At 70.0% G+C, this 12,494-nt stretch carries 12 protein-coding genes; 8 read left to right on the plus strand and 4 right to left on the minus strand.

Annotated features, from left to right (window positions below; translation table 11 throughout):
* The 6 genes from AB7U92_RS10445 to AB7U92_RS10470 form a co-directional block, all read left to right on the plus strand.
* On the plus strand, positions 1 to 1,299 hold a 1,299-nt coding region (locus AB7U92_RS10445), incomplete at its 5' end, for an ABC transporter ATP-binding protein (protein WP_428576130.1).
* Positions 1,286 to 2,392 (plus strand): ABC transporter permease, encoded by a 1,107-nt coding sequence (locus tag AB7U92_RS10450; protein ID WP_428576131.1) that lies wholly within the window; start codon positions 1,286 to 1,288, stop codon positions 2,390 to 2,392. The genes AB7U92_RS10445 and AB7U92_RS10450, both read left to right, overlap by 14 nt.
* A 1-nt stretch (position 2,393) precedes the next feature.
* Positions 2,394 to 3,314: an ABC transporter permease gene (locus AB7U92_RS10455; protein WP_428576132.1), complete on the plus strand. Its 921-nt coding sequence runs from the start codon at positions 2,394 to 2,396 to the stop codon at positions 3,312 to 3,314.
* Between the two features lie 55 nt (positions 3,315 to 3,369).
* Positions 3,370 to 4,536, plus strand: a complete 1,167-nt coding sequence (locus AB7U92_RS10460) for a BMP family ABC transporter substrate-binding protein (protein WP_428576133.1) — start codon at positions 3,370 to 3,372, stop codon at positions 4,534 to 4,536.
* Positions 4,533 to 5,498, plus strand: a complete 966-nt coding sequence (locus tag AB7U92_RS10465; RefSeq protein ID WP_428576134.1) for a Rieske 2Fe-2S domain-containing protein — start codon at positions 4,533 to 4,535, stop codon at positions 5,496 to 5,498. Before AB7U92_RS10460 ends, AB7U92_RS10465 begins: the two co-directional genes overlap by 4 nt.
* A complete protein-coding gene (locus AB7U92_RS10470; protein ID WP_428576135.1) occupies positions 5,495 to 6,556 on the plus strand; it encodes an adenosine deaminase in 1,062 nt (353 codons plus the stop codon). The genes AB7U92_RS10465 and AB7U92_RS10470 overlap by 4 nt, the downstream gene beginning before the upstream one ends.
* On the opposite strand, the gene AB7U92_RS10475 is transcribed toward AB7U92_RS10470, so the two are convergent.
* On the minus strand, positions 6,550 to 6,855 hold the full coding sequence (locus AB7U92_RS10475) for a hypothetical protein (RefSeq protein ID WP_428576136.1): 306 nt from the start codon (positions 6,853 to 6,855) through the stop codon (positions 6,550 to 6,552). The two genes, AB7U92_RS10470 and AB7U92_RS10475, sit on opposite strands and share 7 nt — an antisense overlap.
* Positions 6,856 to 7,023: 168 nt before the next feature.
* On the opposite strand from AB7U92_RS10475, the gene AB7U92_RS10480 reads away from it, so the two are divergent.
* The gene (locus AB7U92_RS10480) at positions 7,024 to 8,118 is read left to right on the plus strand and encodes a BMP family ABC transporter substrate-binding protein (protein WP_428576137.1); all 1,095 of its coding nucleotides are present in this window, start codon (positions 7,024 to 7,026) and stop codon (positions 8,116 to 8,118) included.
* Positions 8,119 to 8,146: 28 nt separating this feature from the next.
* Here AB7U92_RS10480 and AB7U92_RS10485 read toward each other — a convergent pair whose 3' ends face one another.
* Together AB7U92_RS10485 and AB7U92_RS10490 are read right to left on the minus strand one after the other, a co-directional pair.
* Positions 8,147 to 8,983, minus strand: a complete 837-nt coding sequence (locus AB7U92_RS10485) for a dioxygenase family protein (protein WP_428576138.1) — start codon at positions 8,981 to 8,983, stop codon at positions 8,147 to 8,149.
* Positions 8,984 to 9,040: 57 nt separating this feature from the next.
* Positions 9,041 to 9,472, minus strand: coding sequence for a BLUF domain-containing protein (locus AB7U92_RS10490; protein ID WP_428576139.1), 432 nt, complete (start codon positions 9,470 to 9,472; stop codon positions 9,041 to 9,043).
* Positions 9,473 to 9,582: 110 nt separating this feature from the next.
* Between AB7U92_RS10490 and AB7U92_RS10495 the strand changes: the two genes are divergently transcribed.
* The gene (locus AB7U92_RS10495) at positions 9,583 to 12,144 is read left to right on the plus strand and encodes an ABC transporter permease (RefSeq protein WP_428576140.1); all 2,562 of its coding nucleotides are present in this window, start codon (positions 9,583 to 9,585) and stop codon (positions 12,142 to 12,144) included.
* A gap of 9 nt (positions 12,145 to 12,153) precedes the next feature.
* Here the strand turns inward: AB7U92_RS10495 and AB7U92_RS10500 are convergent.
* Positions 12,154 to 12,494 (minus strand): methyl-accepting chemotaxis protein (locus tag AB7U92_RS10500; protein WP_428576141.1); only part of this gene is annotated, 341 nt, incomplete at its 5' end.

The following is a 12,494-nucleotide window of genomic DNA, read 5'->3' on the forward strand; positions in this document are numbered from 1 at the left end:
CAGCTCGGCATCAGCATGGTCTACCAGCACTTCAGCCTGTTCGACACGCTCACCGCCGCCGAGAACGTCTGGCTGGGCCTGGACAGGAGCCTGACGCTGGCCCAGGTGATCGCACGCATCAACGAAGTGGCGGCGAGCTACGGCCTCGACGTCGACCCGCTGCGCCCGGTGCACACGCTGTCGGTCGGCGAGCGCCAGCGGGTGGAGATCGTGCGCGCGCTGCTGACGAACCCCAAGCTGCTGATCCTCGACGAGCCCACCTCGGTGCTCACGCCGCAGGCCGTCGACAAGCTTTTCGTCACGCTGCGCCAGCTCGCCAACGAAGGCTGCTCCATCCTCTACATCAGCCACAAGCTCGACGAGATCCGCGCGCTGTGCCACCACTGCACGGTGCTGCGTGGCGGCAAGGTCACCGGCGAGGTCGACCCGACGCAGGAGACCAATGCCAGCCTGTCGCGCCTGATGATCGGCGCCGAGCCGCCGCAGCTGCAGCACATCCAGGCCAAGCTCGGCGGCACGGTGCTGGAGGTCAAGGGTCTCACCGTGCCCAAGGCCGACCCCTTCTCCACGGCGCTTTCCGACATCGGCTTCGAGGTGCGCGCCGGCGAGATCGTCGGCATTGCCGGCGTCTCCGGCAACGGCCAGCAGGAGCTGATGGCCGCGCTCTCCGGTGAAGACCTTCGCGCACCGGCCGGCTCCGTCAAGCTGTTCGGCCAGGACATCGCCCACGACTCGCCGCGCAAGCGCCGCAGGGAAGGCCTGCACTTCGTGCCCGAGGAGCGGCTCGGCCGCGGCGCGGTGCCCACGCTCTCGCTGGCGCAGAACACGCTGCTCACCCGCACGGGCACGGTGAACCGTTCCGGCTGGATCCGCACCGGCGAGGTGAAGGCGCTGGCCGAGAGCCTGATCAAGCGCTTCAACGTCAAGGCCGGCGGGCCGCAGGCGGCGGCCAAGAGCCTGTCGGGCGGCAACCTGCAGAAATTCATCGTCGGCCGCGAGATCGACGCCGACCCGAAGCTGCTGATCGTCTCGCAGCCCACCTGGGGCGTGGACGTCGGCGCGGCGGCGCAGATCCGCGGCGAGCTGCTGGCGCTGCGCGACAAGGGCTGCGCGCTGCTGGTGGTCAGCGAGGAGCTCGACGAGCTGTTCGAGATCTGCGACCGGCTGGTGGTGATCGCCCAAGGTCGTGTGTCACCGAGCATCGACACCTCGAAGGCGACGATCGAGATGATCGGCGAGTGGATGTCGGGCCTGTGGAACAAGACCGCCGCGAAGGAGGCCAGCCATGCTGAAGCTTGAGGCGCGGCCCGAGCCGTCCAGGGTGATGTCGATCGCCTCGCCGCTGCTGGCGCTGGCGATCACGGTGGTGATCGGCACGCTGCTGTTCATGGCGCTGGGCAAGGATCCGGTGCGCGGTCTGCAGGTGTTCTTCGTCGAGCCGGTGAAGAGCGCCTACGCGCTGTCGGAGTTGGCCATGAAGGCCACGCCGCTGCTGCTGATCGCGCTCGGTCTCGCGGTGTGCTTCCGCTCCAACGTGTGGAACATCGGCGCCGAGGGGCAGTTCGTCATCGGCGCGATCTTCGCCGGCGGCATGGCCATGCAGGCCGGGCCGGAGACCGGCCGCTGGTTCGTGATCGCCGTGCTGCTGGCCGGCGTCGTCGGCGGCATGGTGTGGGCGGGCGTCGTGGCGCTGCTGCGCGACCGCTTCAACGCCAGCGAGATCCTGGTCAGCCTGATGATGGTCTACGTGGCCGACATGGTGCTCGGCTACCTCGTCTACGGCCCCTGGAAGGACCCGGCGGGCTACAACTTCCCGCAGACCATCACCTTCCTGAAGAGCACGCAGGTGCCGCGGCTGGTCGACGGCTTCCGCGTCAACATCGGTCTGCTGATCGCGCTGGCCGCTGTGCTCGCCTTCTGGGTGCTGCTGTTCCGCACCTACGCCGGCTTCCAGCTGCAGGTGGGCGGCCTCGCGCCGGCGGCGGCGCGCTACGCCGGCTTCTCCTCGCGCAAGGCGCTGTGGATGGCGCTGCTGCTGTCCGGTGGCATGGCCGGCCTGGCCGGCGCGCTGGAGGTGGCCGGGCCGCTGGCGCAGCTCACGCCGCACGTGCCGGCGGGCTACGGCTTCGCGGCCATCATCGTCGCCTTCGTCGGCCGCCTGCATCCGGTGGGCGCGATCTTCGCAGCCATCCTGATGAGCATGTTCTACATCGGCGGCGAGCTGGCGCAGTCGCGCCTGGGCCTGCCCAAGTCGCTGACCGGCGTGTTCCAAGGCCTGCTGCTGTTCACGCTGCTCGCCTGCGACACGCTCATCGCCTATCGCATCCGCTGGAAACCCGCGCAGCCGCGTACGGCCAAGGCGGTGGCCGCCAGCACCCCGAAGGAGGCCTGAGATGGACGCATTCGCACTCCTGCTGGCCGCCACCTTCAACGCCGGTACCGTGCTGGCCATCGCGGCGCTCGGCCTGCTCATCAACGAGCGCGCCGGCATCGTCAACCTCGGTGCCGAAGGCATGATGCTGGTGGCGGCGATCGCCGGCTTCGCCACCGCGGTGCACACCGGCAACGACTGGCTCGCCTTCGCGGCCGGCGCGGGTGCCGGCGCCTTGCTGGCCGCGGCCTTCGGCGTGCTGGTGATCTGGCTGAACACCAACCAGTACGCCACCGGCCTGGCGCTCAGCCTGTTCGGCACCGGCTTCTCGGCCTTCGCCGGCATCCAGTACACGCAGGAGAAGCTGTCCGAGCGGCCGCACTTCGAGATCCCCGGCCTGGCCGACATCCCCTTTCTCGGCCCGGCGATGTTCATGCAGCACCCGATGGTCTACCTGGCCGTGCTGCTGACCATCGCCATCGCCTGGTTCCTCTACCGCTCGCGCGCCGGGCTGGTGCTGCGCGCCATCGGCGAATCGCCCGAGTCGGCGCACGCGCTGGGCTACCCGGTGCGCAGGATCCGGCTGCTGGCGGTGGTGGTGGGCGGCGCGCTGTGCGGTGTCTCCGGCGCCTACATCTCGGTGATCTACACGCCGCTGTGGGTGGAGGGCATGATCGCCGGCAAGGGCTGGATCGCGCTGGCACTCACCACCTTCGCCACCTGGCGACCGGCACGTGTCTTGCTCGGTGCCTACCTGTTCGGCGGCGTGACCATGCTGCAGTTCCACCTGCAAGGAGAAGGCGTGCAGATCCCCAGCCAGTTCCTCACCATGCTGCCCTACGTGGCCACCATCGTGGTGCTGGTGCTGATCTCGAGGAACGCGAACTTCATCAAGGTGAACATGCCGGCCTCGATCGGCAAGCCGTTCTTCCCGGGGTCCTGACCGCCCTCATAATTTCCCGCTTTCCCGCTCCCTCGCATCTCAACCTGGAGTCGACATGACGTTTCACAGCAAGCGTTCCCTGATCAAGCTGGCCGGCTGGAGCACGCTCGCCGCCACCGCCGCCCTGGTGGGCTGCGGCAAGAAGGAAGAGCCCGTGCCGCAGGCCGCCGCGCCCGCCGCCTCGCCGGTGGCCGCCGCCCCGGCCAAGCCCGAGCCGCTGAAGATCGCCTTCGCCTACGTCGGCCCGGTGGGTGACGGCGGCTGGACCTTCGCTCACGACAACGGCCGCAAGGCGGTGGAGGCCGAGTTCGGCGACAAGGTCGTCACCAGCTTCGTCGAGAAGGTGCCCGAGGCGGCCGATGCCGAGCGCGTGTTCCGCGACATGGTGGGCCAGGGCAACAAGCTGATCTTCGGCACCACCTTCGGCTACATGGAGCCGATGCTCAAGGTGGCCGCCGACGCCAAGGACGTGAAGTTCGAGCATGCCACCGGCTACAAGCAGGCCGAGAACATGCGCACCTACGACAGCCGCACCTACGAGGGCGCCTACATGGCCGGCATCATCGCCGGCGCGATGACCAAGTCGAACACGCTGGGCGTGGTCGGCTCGATTCCCATCCCCGAGGTGATCCGCAACATCAACAGCTTCACGATGGGCGCGCAGTCGGTGAACCCGAAGATCAAGACCAAGGTCGTCTGGGTCAACGAGTGGTTCAACCCGCCCAAGGAGACCGAGGCCGCGCAGTCGCTGCTCAACGGCGGCGCCGACGTGCTGTTCCAGAACACCGACTCCTCGGCCGTGCTGCAGACCGCCGGCAAGGCCAAGAAGTACGCCTTCGGCTGGGACAGCGACATGAGCGCCTACTCGCCGGAAGCCCACCTCGCCTCGGCGATCATCAACTGGGGCCCGTACTACATCAAGGCCACGCGTGATGCGCTGGAAGGCAACTGGAAGGGCAACGAGGCCTCGTGGTGGGGCGTCAAGGAAGGCACGATCGACATCGTGTCCATCTCCGACAAGGTGCCCGCCGACATCAAGGCCAAGGTCGAGACCGTCAAGGCTGGCCTGAAGGACGGCAGCTTCGCCATCTGGAAGGGCCCGATCGTCGGCCAGGATGGCAAGGAGGTGCTCGCCAAGGACGTGGTCGCCGACGACAAGGTCCTCGGCGGGGTCAAGTTCTACGTCAAGGGCGTCGAAGGCAAAGTTCCTGGAGACAAGTGACCACGGAACGGCGCTTCGCCCACCCGGTGCTCGATGCACCGGCGCTGGGTGATGCGCCGGTCGCCGTGCGCGTGCTCGGCGACGACCTGGTGCTCTGGCGCGACGCGGCGGGCACGCCGCGCGCCGCGCCCGATCGCTGCCCGCATCGCGGCACGCGGCTCTCGCTGGGCCGCGTGTGCGAGGGGCAGATCGAATGCCCGTACCACGGCTGGCGATTCGACGGCGCCGGCCGATGTGTCTCGGTTCCTGCGTTGCCCGCCTTCGTGCCACCCGATTCGCACGGGCTGGCGACCCACCGCCTGAGCGAGGCACACGGCCTGCTCTGGCTGCATCTCGAGGCCGAGGCGAGGCTGCCGAGCTTCACGGCCGAGGCCGATCCGAAGCTGCGCAAGCTCAATGTCGGCCCCTACGAGGTGGCGGCCAGCGCGCCGCGCATCGTCGAGAACTTCCTCGACCTCGCCCACTTCGGCTTCGTGCACGAGGGCTGGCTGGGCGATCGTGCCCACACGGTGCTCGACGACTACCGCACCGAGCCCACGGCCGCCGGCTTCGTCGCCAGCGGCTGCCGCGCCTGGCAGCCGCAGAGCAACCGGCTGTCCAGCGAGGGAAGCTGGGTCGACTATCGCTACGAGGTCACCTCGCCCTGGAGCGCCGTGCTCACCAAGCTGCCCGAGAAGCAGGACGGCTACCGCGACGAGATCGCGCTGTTCGTCTGCCCGGTCGACGAGGAGCACAGCCGCGTCTGGTTCCGCATGGCGCTGACCGACTTCGACTCCAGCGACGAGCAGATCCGCGCCTTCCAGCACACCATCTTCACTCAGGACCAGCCGGTTCTGGAGTCGCAGCGGCCGAAGCGCCTGCCGCTGTCGAGCGGCGAAGTGCATTGCGCCGCCGACCGCAGCTCGGCCGCCTACCGCCGCTTCCTGCGCGAGTCGGGCATCACCTTCGGAGTCCTGCCATGAGCTTCACCGCCTTCGATTCGATCGCGCGCGAGCGTCTGCCCGCGCTGCTGCGTGCCATGCCCAAGGCCGAGCTGCACCTGCACATCGAGGGCTCGCTCGAGCCGGAGCTGATCTTCGCGCTGGCCCAGCGCAACGGCGTGGCGCTGCCGTACCCCAGCGTGGAAGCCTTGCGACAGGCCTACGCCTTCACCGACCTGCAGAGCTTCCTCGACATCTACTACGCCGGGGCCAGCGTCCTGCTCAAGGAGCAGGACTTCTTCGACATGGCCTGGGCCTACCTGCAGCGCGCCGCGGCCGACAACGTGCTGCATGCCGAGATCTTCTTCGACCCGCAGACGCACACCGCGCGCGGCGTGCCCTTCACCACGGTGATCCAGGGCCTGGAGCATGCGTGCCGGCGTGCCCACCAGGAGCTGGGCATCAGCGCGAAGCTGATCCTGTGCTTCCTGCGCCACTTGAGCGAAGAGGAAGCGCTGGCCACGCTCGACGAGGCGCTGCCGCACAGGCACCACTTCATCGGCGTGGGCCTGGACAGCAGCGAGCGCGGCCACCCGCCGGAGAAGTTCGCGCGCGTGTTCGCCAAGGCGCGCTCCGCCGGGCTGCACGTGGTGGCGCATGCCGGCGAGGAAGGGCCGCCCGAGTACATCCGCAATGCGCTCGATGTGCTGAAGGCCGAGCGCATCGACCACGGCGTGCGCAGCGTCGAGGATCCGCTGTTGCTGCACCGCCTCGCGAAGGACGGCGTGCCGCTGACCGTGTGCCCGCTGTCCAACGTCAAGCTGTGCGTCTTCAAGTCACTGGCCGAACACAACCTGCCGGCGCTGCTGGCGGCCGGGCTGAAGGCCACCGTCAACTCGGACGACCCGGCCTACTTCGGCGGCTACGTCAACCAGAACTTCGTCGAGACCTTCGCCGCCTTGCCGCAGCTCGGTGCCCGCGAGGCCTACACGCTGGCGCGCAACAGCTTCGAGGCCAGCTTCGCCGACGCCGGTGCCAAGTCGCACTGGATCAACCAGCTCGATCTGGCCTTCGAGGAGGCGGCCGCAGCCGCTCAGTGAAGCGTGGCGCTGGCGGCGCAGCCGCACGGCGCCGACTGCGCGGTGCAGGCGCTCATGAGCTGCCAGCGCGCGCGCAGGCCGAGCGCGATGCGCTGGAAGGGCTCGCTCATCGCCACGTGCTGGGACAGCAGCTCGAGGTTGCGGCCGATCTTGGCGCCCATCAGCAGCCGCTGCTCGGGATTGAGTTCGGCCTGCAGCGCCTGCGCATAGCCGGTCATCAGCGCCAGCGTTCCGGCCAGCACGGCTTCGACGCTGGGCAGCTCGTGCTCTTCGGTGAGGTGTCGGTCGGTCAGGGGCATCGCCATTCTCCTTTGCAGGCATCTTCCCGCAAATGAGAATTATTCGCAAGTAGACCGTATTCCCACCGCGGGCTTGGCTGGTCGCGGCTCGGCGACAATCCGGCCTGCAAAGCGGCAGTGCTCCCTGCCGCTTTGTCCTTTTCTTCCGGAGCCATGTAGAGGAACACCATGTACAAAAACCTCGCCCGCGCGGCCGCGCTTGCCGCTGCGTTGCTGAGTCCCCCCTTCACCGCCACTGTGTCTGCACAGACGAACGTCCCGCTGAAGGTCGGGTTCGTCTACGTCAGCCCCGTCGGCGAAGCCGGCTGGAGCTACCAGCACGACCTCGGCCGCCGAGAAATGGAACGCGCCCTCGGCGCGAAGGTGAAGACGACGGTCGTGGAGGCGGTGGCCGAAGGTGCCGACTCCGAGCGCGTGATGCGCGACCTGGCCGCCCAGGGCCACCAGCTGATCTTCGCCACCAGCTTCGGCTACCTCGAGCCGGCGCTGCGCGTGGCGGCCGATTTCCCCCAGGTGAAGTTCGAGCATGCCGGCGGCTTCAAGACGGCAGCCAACCTGAACACCTACAACGCGCGCTACTACGAGGCGCGCTACCTCGCTGGCTGGCTGGCCGGCAAGACCAGCAAGTCGGGCGTGGCGGGCTACGTGGCCGGCTTCCCCGTACCGGAGGTGGTGCAGGGCATCAACGCCTTCGCCATCGGCATGCGCGAGGCCAACCCGACGGCGCAGGTGCGCGTGCTGTGGCTGAACGCCTGGTTCGACCCGGCGCGCGAGCGCGAGGCGGCGCAGACGCTGATCAACCAGGGTGCCGACGTGCTGACCAACCACAGCGGCTCGCCGGCCGTGCCGCTGGCCGCGCAGGCCGCGTTCAAGGACAAGGGCGTGCGCGTGATCGCCTACCAGAGCGACATGAGAGCCTTCGCGCCCGATGCGCAGCTGGCCGCCGTCACCCACCACTGGGGCGGCTACTACACGCAGGTGGCGCAGTCGGTGATCGACGGGCGCTGGCAGCCCAAGCCGGTGTGGGCGGGCATGAAGGACGGCCTGGTGCAGCTCAGCGCAATCGATCCGAAGTTGCCGAAGGAGCTGCGCGCGCAGCTCGAGGCGCGGCGCAAGGCCGTGATCGCCGGCAAGCTCGAGCCATTCTCCGGCCGGCTGCTTGACAGCGTCGGCCGCCAGCGCCAGGCCGGCGGCACGATGGACGACGCCGCCATCGCGAAGATGAACTGGCTCGGCGCCGGCGTGGTGGGCACGCTGCCCTGATCAGCCTGGCCTGATCAGCCGAGCCTGATCAGTCGAGCAAGAGCGGCGCATTGGCGCCGAACGCATAGGCGTCCATGCCCAGGCAGCCGTAGGTGACGCTGTCGTGCAGGCGCTGCGGCGCCGCCTCGCGCCCGCCGGCGCCGGCGGCCACGTACCAGGGCAGCAGGTGCTCGTCGGTGGGGTGCATGTCCACCGCATGCGGCGCGCGCTCGCGGTAGGCAAGCAGGGCATCCCAGTCGCGCTCCACGCTGCGCGCGGCCATCCAGTCGCGGAAGGCGCGGCTCTCGGCGATCTCCGGCGCATCCAACGGCCCGCGCATGCCGGTCGAGAACACCCGGCGCAGGTTGTGGGTGATGCTGCCGCTGGCCAGGATCAGCACGCCGTCGTCGGCCAGCGGCGCCAGCGCTTCGCCCAGCGCGAACTGCTGCGCGGGCGACTGCATCGGCACGAAGGCCAGCGGCAGCACCGGGATGTCGGCCTCGGGGAACATGTAGCGCAGCGGTGTCCAGTTGCCGTGGTCCAGGCCGCCTTCACGGCTGAGGTGCACCGGCAGGCCGGCCGCATGCATCAGCGAGACGACACGATCCGCCAGCGCCGGCGCGCCGGGCGCGTCGTAGCGCAGCGTGTACAGCGCCGGATCGAAGCCGCCGAAGTCGTACACCGCCTCGTGGCGATCGGCGGCCAGCAGCACTGGCGCGCGCGCCGCGGTGTGGGCGGAGACGGCCAGGATGGCGCGTGGCCGGCCGAAGGCTTCGGTGATGCGGGGGCCCAGCTCGCGCATGAAGGCGCCCGCTGCGCCAGGCTCCAGCGCCGTCATCGGCGAGCCATGGGAGACGAAGATCGAAGGCAGACGGTTCGAGTCCATGCCTCGATTGGACGCCGCCGCCGCTCGCGGCGGGCTCAGCGGGATTGCACGCAGCGTTCAGCGCGCCGGCGGTTCGGTCGCCGTGCTGGCCAGGCGGTGCAGCAGGGTGATGGCCTGTTTCACCCTCTCGGGCGTGGGCTGGCGCTGCAGCTGGTCGAGGAAGGCGGCGACCGCGCGGTCACCCGGCCCGTCCAGGCTGACGTAGCGCATCGACCACTCCGGGAAGCCTGCGGCCTCGATCGGCCCGCGGTGCAGCGCCGTGACCTGCTCGTGGCGCGGGTCGGTCTGGATCAGGGCGAAGCATTGCTCGACCGCCGCGGCCTCGCCCTCGAGCACCTGCACGAAGCGGCCGTCGTAGTAGAGCAGGGCGCCGGTAATGCCGCGCAGGCGGTTGCGCTCGCGCGCACCCTGCAGCAGGCGGTCGATTTCCGCCGGCGACATCGCGCGGGTCGCCTGGCTCATGTACAGCAAGCATTGCAGGCTGCTCATGGCTGCGAATGTAGAACGAGCCACCTCACCTCGGTGACCTCCTGGTTTAACGGCGCTGCGCATTCCCTCACGCTCGGGTGCCGCGCGCGAGTCGTGGCACAGTCTCCGGCATGTCCTCGACGCCTGTTCCTGCCTCCGCCTCGCTCGCCGCCCTGTCCTTGCGCCAGATGGCGCGCGACTTCCGCGCCGGCGAACTGCGCCTGCTGGTGGTGGCGGTGATGCTCGCCGTCGCCGCGCTGACGGCGGTGGCCTTCTTCGCCGACCGCATCAACAGCGGGCTGGCCCGCGACGCCCGGCAGATCCTCGGCGGCGACGCGATCGTCGCCAGCGACAAGCCGCCGCCGGAAGGCTTCGCCGAGAAGGCCGCCGCGCTGGGCCTGAAGCACGCGCTGTCGACCGTCTTTCCAACCATGGGCCGAGCCCCGGACGAGAAGGGCGGCGCCACGCGCCTGATCACCGCCAAGGCGGTGTCCGAGGCCTATCCGCTGCGCGGCAAGCTGCGCCTGGCCGACGCGCCGGGAGGCGAAGACCGCGAGCTGGCCGCCGCGCCCGAACCCGGCACGGTGTGGGTCGACGCCGCCATCCTCAGCTCGCTCGGCCTGCAGATGGGCGATGCGATGCTGCTCGGCGACGCCAGCCTGCGCATCGCGCGCATCATCGTCATCGAGCCCGACCGCGGCGCCGGCTTCCTCGGCTTCGCGCCGCGCGTGATGCTGAACCAGGCCGACCTGCCGGCCACCGGGCTGATCCAGCCGGCCAGCCGCGTGACCTACCGCTTCGCAGTGGCCGCGCCCGGCGCCAGCGAGGCGCCGGTGCGCGCCTTCGTGCAATGGGCGGAAGACGAGATCAAGCAGCGCGACCTGCGCGGCATCCGCATCGAATCGGTGGCCACCGGCCGGCCCGAGATGCGCCAGACGCTCGATCGCGCCGAGAAATTCCTCAACCTGGTGGCGCTGCTGGCCGCGCTGCTGGCCGCGGTCGCGGTGGGCATCGCCGCGCGCGACTTCGCCAGCCGCCACCTCGACGACTGCGCGATGCTGCGTGTGCTCGGCCAGCCGCAGCGGCGCATCGCGCTGCTCTACCTGGTGGAGTTCGTCGGCGTCGGCCTGCTGGCCAGCGTGCTCGGCGTCGTGCTGGGCTTTGCGGTGCACCACGTGTTCGTGTGGCTGCTCGCCGGGCTGGTCGACGGCTCGCTGCCGCCGGTGGGCTGGTGGCCGGCGGCCTTCGGCCTCGGCGTGGGCATGACGCTGCTGCTCGGCTTCGGCCTGCCGCCGGTGCTGCAGCTCGCGCGCGTGCCGCCGCTGCGGGTGATCCGCCGCGACGTCGGTGCGCTCAAGCCGGCCTCGCTGGCCGTGCTGGCGGCCGGTGCGGCGGGTTTCGTCGCGTTGCTGATGGCGGTGTCCAGCGACCTGAAGATGGGCCTGATCGCGGTGGGCGGCTTCGCCGCAGCGGTGGCGCTGTTCGCGCTGCTGTCCTGGGCTGCGGTGCAGGCGCTGCGCCGCGCGGTGCCGGAGTCGCGTGCGCCGCGCTGGCTGGTGCTGGCCACGCGGCAGATCGCTGCACGGCCGGCTTTCGCGGTGCTGCAGGTCTCGGCGCTGTCGGTCGGTCTGCTGGCGCTGGTGCTGCTGGTGCTGCTGCGCACCGACCTGATCGGCAGCTGGCGCCAGGCCACGCCGCCGGATGCGCCCAACCGATTCGTGATCAACATCCAGCCCGAACAGGGCGAGGCTTTTCAGCGCAAGCTGAAGGATGCCGGCATCGCACGCTACGACTGGTACCCGATGATCCGCGGCCGGCTGGTGGCGATCAACGGCCAGAGCGTGCGCCCCGAGGACATGGCCGAGGAGCGCGCCAAGCGCCTCGTCGACCGCGAGTTCAACCTCAGCCACACCGCCACGCTGCCACCGCACAACCAGCTCGACGGCGGGCGCTGGACACCGAACGAGGCCGGCGGCCTGAGCGTCGAGGAAGGTCTGGCGAAGTCGCTTGGCGTGAAGCTCGGCGACACGCTGCGCTTCGACATCGCCGGCATGCCCGCCGAAGGGCGAATCACCAGCCTGCGCAAGGTCGACTGGGGCTCGATGCGGGTGAACTTCTTCGTGATCTTCCCGAGCGACGTGCTCGACGATCTGCCGGCCACCTACATCGCCGCCTTTCGCGCGCCCGACGGCCGCGAGGCCGGCGCGGCCTTCGACAACGCGCTCAGCCGCGAATTCCCGAACATCACCAACGTCGACGTCACCGCCTCCATCGCCCAGGTGCAGCGTGTGCTCGACCAGGTGATCCGCGCGGTCGAGTTCCTGTTCGGATTCACGCTGGCGGCCGGCCTGGTGGTGCTGTTCGCCGCGGTGACGGCCACCCGGGAGGCGCGCGCCAAGGAGTACGCCGTGATGCGCGCGATGGGCGCCGGCGCCCGCCTGCTCGGCCAGGTGCAGCGCGCCGAGCTGCTCGGCGTGGGCGCGCTGGCCGGCGTGCTGGCCTCGCTGGCCGCGGTGGCGGTGGGCTGGGCGCTGGCGCGCTACGCCTTCGAGTTCAGCTGGAACCCCTCGCCGTGGGTGCCGCTGGCCGGCGGCATCGCCGGTGCACTGCTCGCGCTGGCCGCCGGCTGGTGGGGCCTGCGCGAGGTGCTGCGCCGCCCGGTCGTCGAGACCTTGCGGCGCGCCGCCGAGTAGCGAGCCGGATCAGGCCGCCGCGAGGCGGAAGCCTGCGAGTGCTTCGCTCAGGCGCTGCGCCTGCTGGCGCAGGCTCTCGGCCGCGGCAGTCGATTGCTCCACCAGCGCGGCATTCTGCTGGGTCATCTGGTCGAGCTGCGTGACGGCGGTGTTGACCTGGCCGATGCCGTTGCTCTGTTCGCTCGAGGCGGTGGTGATCTCGCCGATCACGTCGCTGACCCGCTGCACCGAAGCGACGATCTCGTTCATCGTCGCACCGGCGTCCGACACCAGGCGCGAGCCGGTCTCGACCTTGTCGACGCTGGCGCCGATCAGGCTCTTGATCTCGCGGGCGGCCTCGGCGCTGCGCT

It is taken from the genome of Piscinibacter sp., assembly GCF_050175855.1.
Classification (GTDB): Bacteria; Pseudomonadota; Gammaproteobacteria; order Burkholderiales; family Burkholderiaceae_C; genus Piscinibacter.

Bases quoted from the DNA above. Each gene is read 5' to 3' on its own strand.
- AB7U92_RS10460 (WP_428576133.1), top strand. From the start codon at position 3,370: ATGACGTTTCACAGCAAGCGTTCCCTGATCAAGCTGGCCGGCTGGAGC.
- AB7U92_RS10475 (WP_428576136.1), bottom strand. From the start codon at position 6,855: ATGCCCCTGACCGACCGACACCTCACCGAAGAGCACGAGCTGCCCAGC.
- AB7U92_RS10480 (WP_428576137.1), top strand. From the start codon at position 7,024: ATGTACAAAAACCTCGCCCGCGCGGCCGCGCTTGCCGCTGCGTTGCTG.
- AB7U92_RS10470 (WP_428576135.1), top strand. From the start codon at position 5,495: ATGAGCTTCACCGCCTTCGATTCGATCGCGCGCGAGCGTCTGCCCGCG.
- AB7U92_RS10490 (WP_428576139.1), bottom strand. From the start codon at position 9,472: ATGAGCAGCCTGCAATGCTTGCTGTACATGAGCCAGGCGACCCGCGCG.
- AB7U92_RS10455 (WP_428576132.1), top strand. From the start codon at position 2,394: ATGGACGCATTCGCACTCCTGCTGGCCGCCACCTTCAACGCCGGTACC.
- AB7U92_RS10450 (WP_428576131.1), top strand. From the start codon at position 1,286: ATGCTGAAGCTTGAGGCGCGGCCCGAGCCGTCCAGGGTGATGTCGATC.
- AB7U92_RS10495 (WP_428576140.1), top strand. From the start codon at position 9,583: ATGTCCTCGACGCCTGTTCCTGCCTCCGCCTCGCTCGCCGCCCTGTCC.
- AB7U92_RS10485 (WP_428576138.1), bottom strand. From the start codon at position 8,983: ATGGACTCGAACCGTCTGCCTTCGATCTTCGTCTCCCATGGCTCGCCG.